Annotated in this window: 15 protein-coding genes; 5 read left to right on the forward strand and 10 right to left on the reverse strand. The window is 43.0% G+C overall.

What is annotated here, in order from left to right; genetic code table 11:
• Positions 1-47 precede the first annotated feature (47 nt).
• Positions 48-1991 (forward strand): hypothetical protein, encoded by a 1944-nt coding sequence (locus AACQ95_RS19225; protein WP_241279409.1) that lies wholly within the window; start codon positions 48-50, stop codon positions 1989-1991.
• Positions 1992-2164: 173 nt separating this feature from the next.
• On the opposite strand, the gene AACQ95_RS19230 is transcribed toward AACQ95_RS19225, so the two are convergent.
• From AACQ95_RS19230 to AACQ95_RS19255, 7 genes are all read right to left on the reverse strand, one after another.
• On the reverse strand, positions 2165-4237 hold the full coding sequence (locus tag AACQ95_RS19230) for a peptidase domain-containing ABC transporter (protein WP_241279411.1): 2073 nt from the start codon (positions 4235-4237) through the stop codon (positions 2165-2167).
• A gap of 5 nt (positions 4238-4242) precedes the next feature.
• Positions 4243-5475 carry an HlyD family secretion protein gene (locus tag AACQ95_RS19235; RefSeq protein WP_241279413.1) on the reverse strand — a complete coding sequence of 411 codons (1233 nt, stop codon included), beginning with the start codon at positions 5473-5475 and terminating at the stop codon, positions 4243-4245.
• 321 nt (positions 5476-5796) lie between these two features.
• On the reverse strand, positions 5797-6177 hold the full coding sequence (locus tag AACQ95_RS19240) for a hypothetical protein (protein WP_241279416.1): 381 nt from the start codon (positions 6175-6177) through the stop codon (positions 5797-5799).
• A gap of 457 nt (positions 6178-6634) precedes the next feature.
• Complete coding sequence (locus tag AACQ95_RS19245) at positions 6635-9052, reverse strand: S8 family peptidase (protein ID WP_241279418.1); 2418 nt, start codon at positions 9050-9052, stop codon at positions 6635-6637.
• 24 nt (positions 9053-9076) lie between these two features.
• Positions 9077-10063 carry an AAA family ATPase gene (locus AACQ95_RS19250; protein ID WP_241279420.1) on the reverse strand — a complete coding sequence of 329 codons (987 nt, stop codon included), beginning with the start codon at positions 10061-10063 and terminating at the stop codon, positions 9077-9079.
• Positions 10064-10325: 262 nt separating this feature from the next.
• On the reverse strand, positions 10326-10916 hold the full coding sequence (locus AACQ95_RS22630) for a DUF6088 family protein (protein ID WP_445290541.1): 591 nt from the start codon (positions 10914-10916) through the stop codon (positions 10326-10328).
• A 278-nt stretch (positions 10917-11194) separates the two neighbouring features.
• Positions 11195-11611: a helix-turn-helix domain-containing protein gene (locus tag AACQ95_RS19255; RefSeq protein WP_241279422.1), complete on the reverse strand. Its 417-nt coding sequence runs from the start codon at positions 11609-11611 to the stop codon at positions 11195-11197.
• A gap of 333 nt (positions 11612-11944) precedes the next feature.
• Here AACQ95_RS19255 and AACQ95_RS19260 point away from each other — a divergent pair, with 333 nt between their 5' ends.
• The 4 genes from AACQ95_RS19260 to AACQ95_RS19275 all read left to right on the forward strand — a co-directional run bounded on the left by AACQ95_RS19260 (position 11945) and on the right by AACQ95_RS19275 (position 15597).
• Positions 11945-12187, forward strand: a complete 243-nt coding sequence (locus AACQ95_RS19260) for a plasmid stabilization protein (RefSeq protein ID WP_241279482.1) — start codon at positions 11945-11947, stop codon at positions 12185-12187.
• A 430-nt stretch (positions 12188-12617) separates the two neighbouring features.
• Positions 12618-12863 carry a hypothetical protein gene (locus AACQ95_RS19265; protein ID WP_241279424.1) on the forward strand — a complete coding sequence of 82 codons (246 nt, stop codon included), beginning with the start codon at positions 12618-12620 and terminating at the stop codon, positions 12861-12863.
• A gap of 560 nt (positions 12864-13423) precedes the next feature.
• Positions 13424-14629 carry a patatin-like phospholipase family protein gene (locus tag AACQ95_RS19270; RefSeq protein ID WP_241279426.1) on the forward strand — a complete coding sequence of 402 codons (1206 nt, stop codon included), beginning with the start codon at positions 13424-13426 and terminating at the stop codon, positions 14627-14629.
• Positions 14629-15597, forward strand: a complete 969-nt coding sequence (locus AACQ95_RS19275; protein ID WP_241279428.1) for a ComEC/Rec2 family competence protein — start codon at positions 14629-14631, stop codon at positions 15595-15597. Before AACQ95_RS19270 ends, AACQ95_RS19275 begins: the two co-directional genes overlap by 1 nt.
• Positions 15598-15825: 228 nt before the next feature.
• Here AACQ95_RS19275 and AACQ95_RS22635 read toward each other — a convergent pair whose 3' ends face one another.
• Genes AACQ95_RS22635 through AACQ95_RS19280 form a run of 3 tightly spaced genes read right to left on the reverse strand, consistent with a single transcriptional unit; the run spans position 15826 to position 18397 of the window.
• A complete protein-coding gene (locus AACQ95_RS22635) occupies positions 15826-16299 on the reverse strand; it encodes an antitoxin Xre/MbcA/ParS toxin-binding domain-containing protein (RefSeq protein ID WP_445290542.1) in 474 nt (157 codons plus the stop codon).
• A gap of 42 nt (positions 16300-16341) precedes the next feature.
• Positions 16342-17493, reverse strand: coding sequence for a TniQ family protein (locus AACQ95_RS22640; protein WP_445290543.1), 1152 nt, complete (start codon positions 17491-17493; stop codon positions 16342-16344).
• Between the two features lie 10 nt (positions 17494-17503).
• Positions 17504-18397: a TniB family NTP-binding protein gene (locus AACQ95_RS19280; RefSeq protein ID WP_241279430.1), complete on the reverse strand. Its 894-nt coding sequence runs from the start codon at positions 18395-18397 to the stop codon at positions 17504-17506.
• Position 18398: the final 1 nt, after the last annotated feature.

Consider the following 18398-nt stretch of genomic DNA (forward strand, 5'->3'; position numbering starts at 1 on the left):
TAAATGAGAATATCCCACCACTGGTCGTTAACAGGTGTGGGCTGACAATGGGTGTTATCTACAGTAGATTGGCTAGGCACGGTGGGATCTGGCGTGTTGATGGAATTGGTACTCTCACTAGCAACCATCACTTGGGGACCCGAGCAGTTGTACACTTTTCGGGTCTAAGGGATGCAGGACTAACTGATCCATACACAAAGAGTTCTTTAAACGGAAAAACCTTAAAATTTCCTATTCACTCAGCATCTATATGTTTCTTTATTGTTGGCTCAGTCTGGAAAGACGGCAAACGAGTCTCAATTAAAAGTGCTGAAGAAGAACTCACTGTCGATCTGGTAAAACAGAAAGCAACGCCCTTGAACTACCGCGTTAACCCCGAGGAAACCGGATGGATTGATACTATCCTTCCTGAAGACGGCTTCGCGCTCGGTGATAATCGTACAGCCCTAGCCCCAACCTCCTACGTACACGCCCCAGTAATAAATAATCATAAAATCCAAAGATTAATTGTTCCTACATCGGAACTGCTACGTTTTTATGCAGGAATAACAAGCCCACTTCTTTCTCATGTGCTACAAGGCCAATTAAGTAAATATATTGACTTAGATAAAAGCTTTATGTTAGATGACTGTGTCACATTACACGCTAAAAAGGATATTTCGAAATATGAGGCTTTTGTTTTAGCTAGAATAATTGCTTCTCACAGCATTAAGCGTGAATTGCTTGGTGTACATCAGCATATCTCATCAACCAATAGCAACAATAATATTTTAAGCGTACCTCAAAGAGCCCCATTATTAATAAAGATGCTATTCCCATTTGATGACCTGACCACATTGAAAGTCTCAGGCAAAAAGATAAAAATTAGCAAACCCAACACAACACCGGAAGTATGGGCATTTTTTGCAATGAAGATACATTCATGCTCGCATCCTATTGGGTTTTCAAAGATATTAATTAATGGGGTTAATTATGCAACCCCTAAAAAAAGTGACAAAACAGATCTCACACACATACCTCAATTCATTCCATTGAAAAGTGATGAAAATACCAACGACTTTATGCTAGGCGACTACCCTGCTGATCCACGCCTAAAGCGGCAAGTAATACAACTTCATGAAGTTCAATTCCCTGAGCTAGATGCAGTTAATATTATGCATGTAACGTCAAACGAATCATCACTTGGAAATGGTAAGCAGACACCTTCAAGCATCCCTGTCACGGGGCATACTATGGAAGATGGGTCTTCATCAAAAGATGCTGAAGGAAAAATCGGGACAGATTTGTGCAATATAAAATCATCCGATGTTTCCAGAGACTTGTCATTGTTCATTGATATGCTTAAATCTCTGAGAAAAAAAACAGAAACGTTAAATTGGTCTATTTCAACAAGAAGTCTAAATAGTGGGTTCGTAAAAGATGGTGAGCGCGTTGCACTGTTCCCAAGTGAAGCTGGAAGATGCCGTTCTTGGCATAAGATTGAATTATCTGACGATAAGACAAGAGCGCGCCAGGTTATAGTTACCGAGGTTTCTGTAGGAAATGGCAGCATTTATTTCTACTTGCTTGAAATGGAGTTGAAACCAACTGAGCAAGGTCAATGCACAATACTTCTTCATGATAAGTCACTCTCAAGAGTCGAGGATAAAACGATCAATGAGATTTTGTCTTTGACTTCGATACAAAATAGTTGGCTAAGTTCTAAAACTGTTTGGAAAAGGAGTGAAAACAGATTTGTTGCTAAAAATATTTTTTCTAAACTAGCGTTGTATCGAATACCTCATCCAAAAGTTTATAAAGCCAGTGATACTGATACTACGCAGGATGGGAAAAAGAAAGAGCAGGCAACTAAAGTAGAAGTAGAAGTAGAACGAAAAATAGATACTGTTTTATGGTCTGAATATATTAAGGAAAAAATTCATCGCCAGCGTCCCTTGGGACGAGCATTGAGGAATGCATACAACGATCAATCTTATTTAAGTACGGTGTAAAAACCACAAAACTATAAACCACCTGATAGCTTACTGTGAAGCCCTGTGAACAGACAAACAGTGGATAATCTAGACTATCAGGTGGTAACAGCAGAGTATCTAATTATTTTTCCCCACGCAACAAAATAGTCCAGATCGCCTTTCCGTTAGAGACCTGAACTACCCCTACTGTCTTATGCCGATAAGTCAATGACCCTATCTGCTGATCTTATTGTTTCATCTCTATGAGCCACTAGAATCGTAGTGAAGCCAGAGTTACAAAGAACATCACTTATATTCTTTTCAGTTTCTTTATCTAAGTTGCTTGTCGCTTCATCAAAAAGAAAAACACTTGCATTTTTGTATAATGCCCTTGCTAAAATTATTCTTTGTTTTTGCCCGCCAGAAAGGGGACAACCGATGTCACCAACAATAGTATTATAACCCATTGGTAGCGATGTTATCTTGGTATCAATACAAGCTTGCTTTGCTACCTTCACAACCTGAACAGTATTTGGGGTATCGTCCATGAATGCAATATTATCCATAATTGAGCCGCTAAAAATAAAATCATCCTGCATGACACATGAGAATAAATCTCTCAGGGTATCTTTATCTATGTCTTTTGTTGATACGCCTTGTATTTGAACCTCACCAGCTTGCGGGTAATAAAATCCCATTAGCAGTTTTATAACTGTAGATTTACCACATCCACTTGGTCCAGTAATGGCAACAACTTCACCGCTATTTATCTTGAAGCTAACATTATTCAATACCCATTCAGAGTCATCAGAATACCTAAAATATACATTAACGAATTCAATATAAATATTGGATTTGTCACAAGGTAAGGCTTTACAGATACCAGTTCTCTCTGGCTCTGTTGATACAATATCAGATAGTCTATCAATGTGTAATGATATCATCTTAAGTGATATAATGTTGTCAATTAAAGAACTCATACGTCCTGTGAATTGAGAACTATAAGACATAAAAGCCATGTACATACCAATTGACAATAAGCTATCAATAACTAGCGATGCTCCAACCCATAATGTCATTGACTGTGCAATGCCAAAAAACATCGTATTAATAAACTTGTATGCAATTGAAAATCGAGCCAATCTAACATCTATATTTGTCTGGTTTATTAGAATATTAAACCACGCAGACTCTCTCTCTAGAGTTTTCTTATAAGATTTTATCGACTGAATGCCTCTTAAGGTCTCGATAAAATAGCTATTTTCTTGCGCTGAAACAATAAGCTGCTCCTCTGTTATTTCCTTTAAATAGGAATACCAAGCCAATCTAAAAAAAGTGTACCCCACTAAAGAGCAAATTGATATTATAGCTAGCTTATAACTATACAATAACATTAACACTAGAGTACCTAGTGCCATAATCCCATCTAGTAATGATTCTATAAAGTAATTCGTTAGTGTTTGTTGTATCGATATCGAGCTACTAAATCTAGATGATATATCGCCTATTTGCCTTTTTTCAAAAAAATAAATAGGCAAGGATAATAAATGGTGAAATATATTTCTCATCCACGATAGATTCATTTTTACACTAAGAATCAATGCTGCCCATGAGCGGATAGATTGAATAACAATATTAATCGCGAGTATAGCTAATGATGATATTATTATAGTAAGAAGTAGTTCTCGATCTGAGTTTAGTAGCACACCATCAATAATGAACTGCATATATAATGGAGGGATTATTGATATAGCCTCTAAAAAAAATGAAAGAAATATTATTTGTATTAGCGGAGATTTAATATCTGGGAGTTTTTCGAGGATATCTCTAAACGAAATTTTCTTTTCTACTGATATTTCCTCAAAAGAAACTTTTTTAGTCAGCTCTAAAGCGACCCCTGTAAATGATTCACTGACCTTACTAAAGGGTACCTTGACTCTTCCTATTGCAGGATCATGCACTATGATATAGTTGTTTTTAACATCAGCTAGCACAACATAATGGTTCATATTCCAATGCAATATGCATGGCGTCTTCAGCTGGCCTAGTTCATCGAGATCCACGCGTAATGCTCTAGGTAATAGATATAGTTGGGAAGCCAAATCCATTAGATCGCGGAGCTTTGCTCCCATAGAGAATGAGTTAAACTGTTTCCTAATTGATGCTGTATTTATTTTATGGCCATGATAACTTGCAATCATAGCTATACATGCGAGACCACACTCTGACAGCTCTGACTGGAAAAATATTGGCAATTTATTTTTAGAGAAGAATTTTATATCCATATATATTATAGTTTCCCTGTTATTGTATAAAGTGGCTCAAGTATCCACTCAAACAATTTTCGTTTATCTAACATTACATCAGCAGTAAAAGTCATAGACGACCTGATTGGTTTTTTCTCCCCATATGCAGTGATATAATCGTTGTGAAATTTTATTTTGACGCTGTATAGCATTTCTTTGTTATTAAAGGCTTCAGGTATTTCATTAGGTAATAGAGCGGTGGTTGGCACAGAATTTACAACGGCATCTATATGTCCAAACTTTTGATATGGAAATGCATCCATTCTTACTTTAACTTTGTTCCCTTTTGTTATAAATCCAATTGCTTTACTTGGTATATAAAGAGCCCCCTCCATTACAGAGCTATCAGGTATTACAACTGCAAGCAATTGTGTGCGGCTTATATTCTTTCCTTCGAATGAATTTAGAGATCCCAGTATTCCATCGATAGGTGATAAAACCTGAAATGAACGTTCTGAGTTCGCGTCAATAATATTCATTTTTAGCTGTGCACTATCTTTTTCTAGAGAAAGCCTTTCATTTTCCATTTCAATTGGAAATGAGGAAAGATCTCCTTCAGCTTCAGTCAATGCTGATAATAGCTTCGCCTTTTGAAGGTGTATATCATTTAGCTTTATCTGTGCATCAATCCATGTGGAACGAAGAGACTCATATTGGTTATGTGAAATAACCTTCATTTTAAATAAACGTTCGTGTTTTTTTAAATTTTCTGATGCTATATCGAACTGTAACTTATAAAGACGAGATGCTTCATCTGTGATACTTATCTCTGAACGTAAATAAGATACCTCTTTGGATAATTTACTATAGTTTTCCATATATTTTTTGTCATGAAGCATGACCTGTCTTTGAGTATACGTATACTTACTTTCCATTAATTTTATAGCTTCTTTTCTGACGTTTATATCTCCATATTTTTTTTCATTTATTAAAGTTAGGATTACATCCCCTTTTTTGACATGTTGCCCTTCATTAACACGGATATCATCTATAGTACCATCACTTATACTATGTATTCTGATCACATCACCTTTAGGGATGGCAATGCCATTAACCTGGATTCGTCTAGTATAATCACAGCATATAAGGAGAAACAAAGTAATTAGCACTATAAATAATGATGCATATGATGCTACTTTAATAGAAAGTGGCATAAGTATTATCGGCCTACCCTCAAGCTTATTCTTGTAAGCGATAACAGCTTCTTCTCTAAACATATTTACATGGCTATTTTTAAATTTACTTAAGAAGGAAAAGGTGCGATAAAGTGTATTATCGCACCTGTCAGCTTTAATGATTCATATTATTTCTTAAAATCATCATGTATATTTGAAATCAGAACTAAGATGAACATTGAGATATAAAACCATATCGGTGGGTTGAAGTATAAATCATCAGGTATACTACAAATATATAGAAATACCATCACAATGGACGGTTTTACAAGCAACCTAATACAATACCGTAAATTTAACCTATTTAGCATTTTATTTCCTAATCGATGGGAAAGCAATCCTTGCTCTTATTACTAAGATAGATTAATGGTTGCCATTGTTCCTATTATTTCTACCACTGCTTCCCGATGAGGAACTAACTCCATGATTATTGCATTCGCTATATCCGGCCATTGCGCCCAAAACCCCGGCAGCAAGCGTGGCCCCTGGATTACCAGCAGAGCCAGCAGCCCCCCCCATTAATCCCAATCCGGTATCACGAATGACCGTGGACAAGCAACTATCTCCGGATATCCAAGGGCCAGTGCCCTTATTACTATTGCCACCGTTACCACCGCCACTGTTTCCACGGCCATGATTACCACTCCCTTGTGCTGGGGAGTTTCTTGCATCATTGCCTGATGATCCCTGAGCTTGCCATCCCCCAGCCACCATATCAACTTCAAGTGTATTAAGTTCTTTCATAATTAATTCCCTTTATGTTTTAGAAAATTGATAGATTTAATTATTATGGCGTATAGCGCCGATAATTATTACATTACATTTAATGCTAATAATGCTACAGATCAATTTTCATCACGTATTCCTTGCTTAGTTAGGGCGTTGACATGCATGGTTATTTATGCCGACAAATAAAAAGAAAGTAATGACATCGTTATCATTACCCAGCAATGAATCGCCCCAGATTTGCAAGACACTCGGTTGCTGAATTCTAGGATAGAAACTAAGGTCTACTCGAGCGGCTGTGACAGGCACTGTTATCTCCACCTCTAGGCTTACGAGACTGCTAACTATCGCTCTTCTTCTAGAAGTGATTCTGTCTTGAATGAAAGTAAGTTCTTATTCTACCTACAAGCAAAAAACCGCCAGTAGTGGCGGTTTCTGTTTATGCAAGCCGAGATAGAGCTAAAGGCACACAGTGTTAGTTACGAGTCTGCAAGCGTGCAGCCTGCTGCCGAACCACTGTTTGCTGTGCAATCAGAGCCTGGATCTGTATGTAGAGCTGCGCATTCTCATTCTCGCGGTCAGCAACAGTCACTACGAGCGCGTATGGTTCCGCGTCCAGAACGTCAGGATGATTCCACTCTCGGTCCTGCCGAATTACCACTACGAACCATTTTTCATCAGGGTTGCGCTTTTTGAACGTCCAGCGCGAGGATTGGACCGTGCCACGGCTTCGTTGCTGAGCAGAAATATTGCGGTTTGACTGAGCATCATCATTTTTGGTTTCAGTGTCAGCTTTGTTAGCTTGATTAAAGTGCCGTTGAACTTCATCCAAGGACGCCCCTTTCACCAAGCGGTAGCTAATCTGGGTGGCTAAATATTCAGCCCTCGTTGTACGCACTGCCGGCGAATATGCGAGGGTAACGGTGAGTTCACGTGTCCCCTTGGACTTCCGCAAGAAGTCAGCGGGCAGAGGTAACTCGAAGAACTGGCACGAGTCCTTTTCGATTGTCTGTTCCGAGATCAATACAACAGAGTGATCGGATGAACGGAATAGATCTCCCTCATTCACTACACCGTAGCCAGCTACATCTCTCGCCACTTCGCGGTTGTACGTCTTTTTGTTTTTCTTATAGTCGTCCTGGATCTTCTTCGAGAATGTCGTAACCACCTCACCGGGCAGCTCAGCACGGTTCACCAGCATGGCCCTAAGCAGGTTAGCAGACGATTCAGGATACTCATTGAGCAGGCGTCCAGCCAGATTCGTGATATAAGGAGCCGCTAAGCTAGTCCCACTGACTTCCTTGAATATCGTATTGCCTACGAACTCATGGTTGAAAGTAAGCACACCTAGCCCTTTATCAACCTGTCGCCACTGTCCATCTTGAACCCTCATCGGACATGCCAAGTTGCCACCTATCGCGACGAGATCGGGCTTGAACGCTCCTTTAACCGAGGGGCCATGCCGTGTGAAAGGTGATGGCTGGTTTTCGGATGCGGGCGAGAGCTGACTAATTTCCGGGAACCGCTGGGCGTCGATCGTGGCATTATGTCGAGCAATACTCCCTACAGTCAGCGCAGTCATTGCAGGGGCAGGGTCAATGATCGAACTCTGTTCTGCCAGCAGGTACTCTGGGTATTCATCCCGCCAACTATTGGCAGGAATCGCAGGGCTTTCGGACCCACAGAAATTCCCAGTCGATACCACGAACAGAATGTTATGCCTTCTGGATAAGACATCCAGAATGTAGGCGAGGCCACGCACATGCATCCCATCGTAAGGCGCGTTGCTGTTCCCCAATGAGAGGTTGAAGATCCGGCAGCCAAGTTCAACGAAGTGCTCTACTGCTCGGGTCAGTGAAGCATCAAGGGTGTGCTCGTTGTAAACCGCATTACCTGTCTGAGGGCACTTCTTCATCACTTTGCCGTTGTAGATCCAGAACTGAGGTTGCCAGAAATTGCTTTGATTGCATGCTTCGACATCACCGTACAGCGCAACCCCGGCCACTGCTGTCCCATGACCAGCCTGATCAGCCTCCCCTTCATCATCCACAAAGGATGCGCTTTCTGCCATTGCAGGCCGTATAAGCGGGTGGTTTGAGTTAATACCACTATCCAAAATACAGATGCGCGACGCTCCAAGCGCAGGAGCAGGTACATTCAGGGGTAGTGTGTTGATATCTCTGCTCAGTTGTTGAACACTGATACCTGTGGCTGGAATGAGATCAACGATACGAACATCACGGTGATTCAGTAGAAGCTGTGCTTGGTCTGGGTTAACCGTCACTCGATACATGAGCAGACTGTCTAGGTTGATCTTATCGAGCCGCTTTATACCAGCACCATCGAGCCAACGTTCGAAGGCCGTGATTAACTTTATTCGGTTTGGATGGTTTGCAACCTCAACAGGCCATAGCTCCACATCGAGCTTAAATTCCTTTTCCTGAGGCAAGCCGATATGGGTAACTGCCCAGCTCATCCGATCTTCAGCAGACCATGCTTCAATGCCCTCGATTGCCTGTAAGATCTGTTTGTAAGTTAAGTGAGAACCGAGAAGGCCAAGTTTTTGAAGATGGTCAGCAAACTGCGCCAAGCCAGCTTCCGTAGCAAACACTACGCAGAGCTGCTTATTCTCTTGGCTGATGAACTCCAACCCGTGTACTGTAAGTTTGTCGAAAGTGAGTGCCCCCTCGTATTTGAGCTTGAGGACGAAAGGAGCATCAACAGTAGAACCAATTTGCTTACGGGCTTGACCGACTGCTGTCGCGAAATAAGCATTGAGCTTCTGGCCGTGGCCACGTAAATCTGTGCGGGTTACAAACTTGGGAGGACTTTTTGTCCGGCGTTGGTTGTCCAAGATTTCCCTGGCAATGCTCAGATGTTTGTAGGTGGCCACTGCGTCTTCCTTGAAGTCTGATTATTAGAACTTCCTGAGGTTTTCACGTAAAAGTGCGCTTTTCAGCTCCTTGATAGTTAGGAACTCTTGTCCTCTCAGGATCATTCGCTTCGCTGCGCGCCGGATGACTCGTTCAATATCCGCGCCGCTCTTTCCCTTAAATTCTTCTATTATCTCTTTATCGTCAATCTCAAACTGGCGTCGAATACCACGTAATTTCAAAGTTAGAATATCGACCAGCTGTTTAACATCAGGAAGCGGGAACTCGATAGCCTCATCGAATCGCCTCCAAATGGCAGAATCTAGGATTTTTTCATGATTTGTAGCAGCAAGAATCAGGCTGTTTCCCTCATACGAATCCATCATCTGAAGAACCGCATTCACGACTCGGCGTAGCTCTCCATGGTCGCTACCATCACCACGCTCTTTACCGATTGCATCGAATTCATCGAACAGCGCAACCAGCGAATGCTGGGAAATGAAGTCAAAAACCTTTCGAAGGTTCGCGGCAGTCTCACCGAGAAACGAGGAAACTAAGGCGTCCAACCGCACGATGGCCAGAGGCCGATCAAGTTCGAACGCAACAACCTCAGCAGCCAATGTCTTCCCGCAACCCGGAGGGCCGAAGAAGATGACCTTAGTTGCAGGTTTCATTCCGTAACTACGTAGGACATCAACTCTCCGGTTTTCCTCCAAGATCTCCTCCAAGGAAACCGCACTACTAGGGGGAAGGATCACTTCGTCGAGGGCTCGTTTGGGTGTCCAAATATCCAACAATGGCAGGCCGCGTTCTTTATCCGTCGGAATGTCGTAATGGATACGTGGAGTATTGCTGGCCGCTCGCGAATTTACATCGCCACCGTAGAGGATCTGCTCTAAGTCATTCGCGAGGAGATGGTGTTGCTTTTGGCGCTCTTCTTCGATTACCGCCTGCGACGCACGACGAAATGCATCAGCATCGCCCATCGTACCTGCTCGGAATAACTGCCGGAGAATTTTACCATTCGCCATTTTCTTTGCCCACCATGTAAGTCATTGTTTGCTATAGGATATCGAGTCACTTCGCAAAGCGTTCTTTCCTAAACAGCTTGCAATAACCGGCCTCGCATTTGGGTTTTCATAATTAAGAACACACTTTGCACTTAATCTAAGTACATATATCTGAAGCCTAATTCTCGCTTCACAAGGGGTATCTTGCTTCGGGGCGTAGCCTAGCTCACTTTGGCAGCACCTTGAAACAGACAATCCCAAATCTGCATAGTTGCCTAACTTTTCAGACAGCCTCACAGCTGATCGCTTGGACTATCCAAGACGGGAGGATATGCCAAACGGAACGCAGATCTTGCCAGTTGCTCAGGGAAAGAACCCCACGCAGTTTTTCCACCGCTTTGCTTACATTAGCCTCACCTAGCCAAGCGAGTGCCCGAATAACAGCCCCTGAGCGTGTCGCACCAAGCAACATCATCCACTTTGGTACATGCCGTATTTCAACCTCTTCCCCGCTTAACGTGAGTATGCGTCCTCGGCCGCTGGTAAGGTACACCTCTTTCACCGGCTCCAGTGTCGTCAGCCCAAGTATCCGCGCTGCCCGTGCCCCACTATCAGTGATCATTTCCTGAGTCTTCTGGGCCAAGGAGTCGACAGTTTTCTCTATGGCAGGTGCTCGCATCCCAGACTTGGTTGCAACCGGTGTCACATACAATCCACGCGCCACGCGTATGAGCAGCCCAGCTTTTGCCATGCGAGAAAAAGCCTGATCCACTGCTGCCCGACTCCCGAGATACAGGAATTCCTTCGGAGTCAGTATGCCGCCTTCGGGCAGTTGCCGACTGTGATCCAGAATTGTTTGGGGAAGAGTTTTCATCACAGGTCAGCCAGGGTTCTCGTTCAATGTCAGAATATAATAACATAATCTGACATTGTTTAAAGAACAATCAGAACGACCTTGATACCGGTAGTGCGAGTGAGATGTAAGCAGATGGAAGATAAGAAGGCACAAGAAGGAGAGGTTCGTATGAATCAAACAGTGAAAGGCGTGAAATTCAAGGACGGGGTACAGGTGCTGGATGAGTCAGACAGGAATGCTACCTAACCTCCGCCATACACCAGATTTGACAATAGCCCGATTAACTCTACTGGCAGTCAAAAGAAAAGTGCCGGTGATACTCCAAAGCGCTTACTTAGCGCCTCGATATGTTTGCGGGTCAGTTTTTTACCCTCGGCGGCATTGAGCAGCTTGCAAACATTGGATTTGGATCCAAGCTCAGGCAGGTCTGACGCCCCCAGTTGGTACTGGCTCATCAAGGTCTTCAGCACTGCGATGCCCGGCTCTACATCTGCCACAGACTTGTTGAAGTTGGTGAACTCGTTGGCCCCGACTTCCCAGCGCTCGATGCTGATTGCAAGCAACTCAACCAATTGCTTATTGGTTTCATAGTCATCGACCAACTTGTCCATTAGCTCAAGAGCTCGCTCATAATCGTCCTGATTATTGATCTGGGCGAGATAGGGTACTAAGGCCAGTGCTTCTCTAAGCTGAACCACCACAGGATTTAACATGATAGTTACTCCTTGTTTTTCCGGTATTTTTCGGTCTGTCTATTATCGTATTTGACATGGTTTCACATACAGGCACTTATCCCTAAACTCAATGGCGACGTTCAGGCTCAGGTCTTTTCCGCCGATGTCGATCCTGCCCTAACGCCCCCAGCCATGGGAACACAACAGCTTCATGAGGGTAGACTGTCATAGTCTACTCAATCCGAACATATCGTTTGACTGTACCTCGGCTTCAGTCGACGGTATCCCATCATTCTGTTGACCATCGCGTCATCGACATGCATCGGGTCCAAGCTACAATTAGCCGTATGCTAAAAGGAGTAACCCTTGACGATGAACGACCAGCCTCTTACGGCCAGCATCACTAAGCTGAAACGCAATCCAGTACGCACCCTCAAGGAGGGGAATGGTTCTTCCGTTGCCATTCTCAAATGCAACAAACTAGCCTTCTACTGCGTACCACCCGACCTCTTTGCCTACTATGTAGAGTTGGCTGAAGATGCCGCGCTTAACCAAATAGTCGATGAACGCATGGCTTCACTCGATCTGGTCAGCGTCTCGCTGGATGACCTATGACATTTACCATACAGAGTAAGAGAAGCTGATACTTACTGCCCTTCGCTCTCTCGATAGACTGCCGGGCCTCGGCATTCGACAGAGACACCCCCTGAGCTAACCACCATCCTACCTCTTGGCGAGCTACTCGATGCGATACGAGGCGCTTCCATCACGCTCCTGTCTTGGTGGCGAAGGCAATACTTGATTGAGCTTGCCACTGCCACTTCGTTAACCGTGATTGTATTCAGTGGCAAAAATAGAGCCAAAAGAAGAACTCGATCGAATACACCTAGACACTAGAGATAGGCTAGCAATATCATCATGATGTAAAGGTGATTTGTTCCGTGTGGGTATGGCAGTGGGGCGAAGTTATACAAACAGCTCTGTTATCAAGTTCATACCAGCGGCTACCGGATCACAGTTGCACCTCTCAACTAAGGAGTCTTCCATGGCAACGGAGCCAACCCCCGAACAGTCCGCCCGCGAAATAGTGTCCATCTTCATTGATCATTTTGACTTAGGCCCTGGTAGCACCCTTCGAATCAATAATTTTAATATCCTTTGGCCTGCCCGTAGGTTCCAACACAATGACTTCAACACAGGTATGGTTTACGCCATGGCGCAGAGATGGATTGTAGCCAATGGCGATCGCACTTCATTTGAACTTACTCAAGCCGGGTTCGATACATTTTAACTGTCGGTCATTTGGAGAAATGTCATGTCACACTTTGCAATCGGTATTCTGTCTTTTGCTGCGGCTATTCTGATGCCTGCCCTGTATCTCGTAGTTCGACAGCTATATCGCTTTGTTGCTTGGGTTCAGCGCAATGAAGGCCCTAGGGAGAGAGTCGGAGTAGTGGTAGTAATTCTTGCAGTCGTCGGCTTTGTCGGTGGCAGCTTTGCACAACCACTACTTGATAAGGGCCAAGAATGCCAAGCGCAAGGCCAGCCTGTCGTTCAATGCGTACTCTTCCCATCGTGACATTGTTGCTGAGTATGAGATAGACCCCTGACGACTTGTGATGAAGTGCAATAGAGCAGAGTGCGTGCTCGGCAGGGTCGTGGGAATGTCAATCGCACAAGTCGTTTTCCGCAAGCCGCTGGCTAGCTTATGAGGATAGATGAAACACGACCCTCTAATACCCACAGCGAGCGAGCTCCTAGGAACTTTAAGATATTTCACAATAACACAAGAAGCACTGATAACTCGTATCGGAGAGAGGTGTTTGAAATTCGCTAAGGGAAAAGCATTACATGAATAATGATGTTAGTGTCAGGAATACAAAGGCGATCGGACTGGCGCTTTCGGGAGGTGGTGTGCGAGCCGCAGCATTTCATGCTGGTGTTTTGCGGTATCTAGCTGAACAGAAACTTCTCGAGCAAGTTGTCCATATATCTTCTGTATCAGGTGGCAGCCTATTTATTGGAATAGTATTCCAGCATAGTTCGTGTTGTTGGCCAGGGTCAGAAATGTATCTGCGAGAAGTATTCCCACATGTTCGGCAGACACTTACAACCAAATCTTTACAAAGATCAGCTTTGTATAGATTACTTTTTAACCCATTGAATTGGCGCTTCATTCTTTCCCGTGCAAATGTTCTCGCACAAGCGATACACAGTCTATGGGGAGTCAACTCGCAACTTAATGCTTTAGGCTCAACGCCTGCTTGGTCTATAAATTGTACGACAGGTGAAACAGGCCGCCGCTATCGTTTCAAGAACGGAACAATGGGAGACTACGAACTTGGATATGCCAGTGTAGATGATATTTCGCTCTCCAGAGCGATGGCAATTTCAGCTGCATTCCCTGGCGGTATTGGGCCATTATCCCTAAATGCTCAAGAGTTTAATTGGACAAAGAGAAAATACTGGAATTGCAAGACAGCAGAGCCCTATCACCCTCCTTTTAATAAAATCCATCTTTATGATGGTGGCCTATACGACAACCTTGGTATTGAACCGATGTTTGATGTAGGACAGCAGTCGCTGAAGAGTGATAAATCTCTTAGTGAAGATGTAACCTATCTACTGGTATCTGATGGCGGTGCTCCCCTTGCACGCCAAGCAATTCCACATCCACTGAATCCCTTCCGGTTTAAGCGAATTGCTGACATAGCATTGGATCAGAGTCGTGCTTTAAGGGTTCGATCATTCATAAATTTCTTACAAAAAAAGCCAACTGCTGGGGCATATGTCGGTATCGGAACTGATGCGCAGTCGTCCATTGCACGATTCGAGAAAGGGCGAGAAATCATTGCTAAGAAACTATTACTGCAAGACTGGCTATCTAGTCAAGATGTAACACGAGCAGCTACATACAGCACCACTCTAGGGCAACTGAGCTTGTCCACCTTTAACTTACTTGAGCGGCATGGCTATGAGACTGCTAAGTGGAATATAGAAATGATGTCTCAAACAACAAAAGCTAGCACTGACGTGCTTGAAAAAGAGTACAAATAATGAATACAGAAAAGATAGAATTACAAAGTATCCGAACTCGATTTCGTGCTTACCAACTTGGCAATGCGGGGTCATCATTTTCATATTTTGCTGATGACCATTTTACACTCATAGAAGGAAGGCTCACAGAAAATAGTCGTAGCTCATTGGCCGATGAGCTTAAGGAATGTGGGAAAACAAGAATTGACACCCTCCATATTACTAGCTGGGATATGGACCACTGTAGCTTCAAGGAATTGCAAGAAATATTGGAAACGCTTCATCCTAGTAAAATTGAATACCCTGGATACGTTCATGATTCAGAAAATTACAGAAACTGTCTAGGTGCAATTAATGAATACAAAGCAAAAAGAATAAAAGCATCTAGGAGGATGACTGCTCAACGCATTGATCCTCCTTATGTGAACAGTTTGAAAGGCTCTACTGCAATTGGGTATAAAGATATTATTTACCACCCAAGAGAGGATTATGCTAATTCCAATGATAATTCAATTGTAAAGCTATATAGAGGTGGGATGTTCAATGTGGCTAGCTTAGGTGACATTGAGCACCCAAATATTGGCTCAATGTTAAGAGGAAGCCGTAAATTTAAGAGTGAGGTCGACATTCTTATCCTCGCCCACCATGGTGCTAACAATGACATTAACTCAAAAAAATTCTTTGAGACTGTCCGCCCTACCATTTCGATCTGCTCTGCTGACTATGACAACAAATACGGCCATGTCAATGATGAAGTTAGAAAAACATTACACAAGGCAAACATCCCATTATTTACTACAAAGACTGGTGATGTTCTAGTCGAATCAATATCTAATCATCGTAAAGAATATCGCGTCACCAATTTTAAAGCAAATACAACAGAAATTAGTTCGCAATATGAATTTGTCAGCAAGAAATTTCATTTGTTGAGAATGAATGATGATACGGTTCGAAATCGCTTCCTCCGTAAATCTACATGGCCTAAATAAACTGACCATATAAGGTTTCATAAAAAGGTGGCATAATATTTACTCACTAACCCTCCCTTGATATTAATTATATGAGGGAGGGTAGAACCGTTTCATTGAGCACATGGACCGAGGACACCGGCGGATTTATACAGATATACCTTGTCCATTCTTTTGAGTATGGGCTAGCGCCACATCACAATGAACAGTCATGAAGATTGCTTCGTATGCATCAGTTTAACTGCTACCTCAAATGACCACTCCATGTTGGATCTGATTTACTAAGGAGGTCACAGCCTCAGCCCCCATGGCTGTAGTTAGTAAATCGATAGGTCTCTCACCTCGAAGCCCTCTGGCTGGCTGTTCCATCCAAGTCAAGGCCCCATCAACATCACCGTCGAACAGCTGAATGGCTGCATCTAATACTTGCACCACCCAGTAGACTCTGGCTCCCTGCTCAAGAGATAGGTGAGCTGTAGACCTGATCCGATAGGCCAAAGTGCCAGGACGAATGCCAACAAGCTGGCAGGTAGTTCGGGGAGTTAAACCTAGCAGGCCAGCAAGCCGAGTCACTACTTCAGGAGACATCCCTGAAATGATACACATATGAGCCTCAACCAAGTTGCGAGACAGCCCTAACGACTCAAACATGCCTTTCACGGAAGGTCGCAATGTAGCGGGATGATATGCAGTATTCGCCATAATTAACTCCTGCGCATACATGTTACCCAGACAACTTAGTATAGATCGCTATAGGTAATAGTCCTATGCGTCTTTCCGTAAAGACCATACTTTTAAGGCTGTCGATGGGCATAAGCCCAGAATATTTCTCAGGCTAGTGGCAGATACTTTAATATTACGAGTTTGAAGATAGTAGCCAGCAGAAATAACTTCATCATCATTAGGAATGTAAATCCTATTATCTAAGCTACCCTCTGCAACACGAGCAAGCCAGTAAGGTAACTCATTCACTCGTTCAGCCAATCGCGAACGAGTAAATTTAGCATCTTTACACAGCTGAATAAATCTATCTGGCCAGTTCCCTAACACCCAGAAAGTTACCAATAACAAATTGGATCTATCTGTAGTGCTTAGCTCTTCCCACTCGGTATGAACAGAACCATCCGCAGCGACTACCTCAACCCCACATGTATCATATAGTATCTCTCTTAACCTACTGCCATAACGTCCACGTATTGCTGTCAATAAGGTTTTGATACCCTGAAAGAATAATATACTACACGGAGGCGTTAGCTCGCCACAGCTCCAATAGCCCTGTTCAAAGTACCGAGTAGTAAGCAGTAACTCCTGTAAAGAATTATTATCAAACCAGTTTAAAGAGGCTTGTTTTGTATTTCGAAGATCAAATCCGCAGAGGTGGCAATAAAAAAGTGACTCAACTTCAGGAACAACCTTATGCCGTCCTATCCCATGGCGATGATATGCAATTGGTTCATGACACAATGGGCAGCTATCCACTAACACACAATGATGTAGGTCGCATATTGTATATATTGATAATCGCCAACACCGTCGATAGGATGGTATCCTACTTCCCTTCAAACACTCAGGGCAAAACTGCATTCCTGGCCGCTTTCTAGTTCGATGAAATAACCCTAGTGGTGTTAACCACGGCGAGTTCCCCACATGTGGGATATGTTCGAAGAGCGATCCCGTATAAGACTCCAAGGTCATGGACCTCAATTCTGTTATTGGCTGCCCCGTATATTCTGATAAGAGGTGTATAAGGGAATCATCAGGATGCCTATCAACATCCTGATTCCAAATCGTACCATGATAACCAAGTACCTTGTTGTAAAAGGTATGTAATGGATATCTATTTGCAAACGCCAGCCTAACCATCCATGAGGATAGGATTTCACCTGTTATAGGCTGAGGATGCAATGGTATGATCATTACATCCTCATTAAACTCTTGCTGCCATCATTGTACGATCACTTGGTGAAATATAACCACAGGCATTCAAGACATCCAATGTTATCTGCTCATGATTTTGTTTTATAGCATATACAGTTGCCATATTTAATAAAACAGAAAGTTCGCCAATAGTCCCCTCACACATTGCAAGTATTTTACTAGCTAAGACTGGCTCATAAAGACCAGACTTTTTTCGTAGAGGCAGAACTTGCTCAAAAGACATAAGTAACTGACGAAACTCTTTGTTCATACTCCACTTTGGCAACACCTCAGGTATAAATCGATTCTGTATCTGAGGGTCTATACTCACAGCACGAAGTAAATCTCCAGTCCCACAGCCAACAATTGAAATTTGAAGCTCATTACTAAGGTACTTGATCATATTCAAAAACTGTTGCTGCTTTACAGAGGTGCCAGCAAGAATATTATGAAGCTCATCAATAATAAGCACCTTCAACTGAATGCCTTTTAGGACTTGTACAACTCTGACTCTTTTGGCTTCTGATGATGACGTTGGCACTTTCTCAAAGAGAGCATTCAGTATTTCTGCATAGAAGCCTGACTCACTGGGGGTTGGAGGTGCTTGGACGTACATCACAGGTGCAATGATGTGCTCCCCACCTTTGTTTTCTCTTGCGAGATGCCGTCGAGCAAAGTGCTGTATCAACTTTGTTTTACCATTATTACTACTACCGATCAGTAGCATATTAGGCATTCGAGGCTCTTGAGGGTGGTGAACTAGATCTTCTAATTTACTCAAAACATCATGAGCTTTTGGATAACCAATCCAACGTGGATTCTTTAACCAATTAATTCGAGCGTTTGCATCCAGTTCGATACAATCTATTGTATTGGGGTGTAGATGTGAGTAGTTTTCTTGCATA

Source organism: Aeromonas sp. MR19 (assembly GCF_963899305.1).
Classification (GTDB): domain Bacteria; phylum Pseudomonadota; class Gammaproteobacteria; order Enterobacterales; family Aeromonadaceae; genus Aeromonas; species Aeromonas bestiarum.

Bases quoted from the DNA above. Each gene is read 5' to 3' on its own strand.
- AACQ95_RS19225 (WP_241279409.1), top strand. From the start codon at position 48: ATGGGTGTTATCTACAGTAGATTGGCTAGGCACGGTGGGATCTGGCGT.
- AACQ95_RS19230 (WP_241279411.1), bottom strand. From the start codon at position 4,237: ATGGATATAAAATTCTTCTCTAAAAATAAATTGCCAATATTTTTCCAG.
- AACQ95_RS19235 (WP_241279413.1), bottom strand. From the start codon at position 5,475: ATGTTTAGAGAAGAAGCTGTTATCGCTTACAAGAATAAGCTTGAGGGT.
- AACQ95_RS19240 (WP_241279416.1), bottom strand. From the start codon at position 6,177: ATGAAAGAACTTAATACACTTGAAGTTGATATGGTGGCTGGGGGATGG.
- AACQ95_RS19250 (WP_241279420.1), bottom strand. From the start codon at position 10,063: ATGGCGAATGGTAAAATTCTCCGGCAGTTATTCCGAGCAGGTACGATG.
- AACQ95_RS22630 (WP_445290541.1), bottom strand. From the start codon at position 10,916: ATGAAAACTCTTCCCCAAACAATTCTGGATCACAGTCGGCAACTGCCC.
- AACQ95_RS19255 (WP_241279422.1), bottom strand. From the start codon at position 11,611: ATGTTAAATCCTGTGGTGGTTCAGCTTAGAGAAGCACTGGCCTTAGTA.
- AACQ95_RS19260 (WP_241279482.1), top strand. From the start codon at position 11,945: ATGAACGACCAGCCTCTTACGGCCAGCATCACTAAGCTGAAACGCAAT.
- AACQ95_RS19265 (WP_241279424.1), top strand. From the start codon at position 12,618: ATGGCAACGGAGCCAACCCCCGAACAGTCCGCCCGCGAAATAGTGTCC.
- AACQ95_RS19270 (WP_241279426.1), top strand. From the start codon at position 13,424: ATGAATAATGATGTTAGTGTCAGGAATACAAAGGCGATCGGACTGGCG.
- AACQ95_RS19275 (WP_241279428.1), top strand. From the start codon at position 14,629: ATGAATACAGAAAAGATAGAATTACAAAGTATCCGAACTCGATTTCGT.
- AACQ95_RS22635 (WP_445290542.1), bottom strand. From the start codon at position 16,299: ATGTATGCGCAGGAGTTAATTATGGCGAATACTGCATATCATCCCGCT.
- AACQ95_RS22640 (WP_445290543.1), bottom strand. From the start codon at position 17,493: ATGATCATACCATTGCATCCTCAGCCTATAACAGGTGAAATCCTATCC.
- AACQ95_RS19280 (WP_241279430.1), bottom strand. From the start codon at position 18,397: ATGCAAGAAAACTACTCACATCTACACCCCAATACAATAGATTGTATC.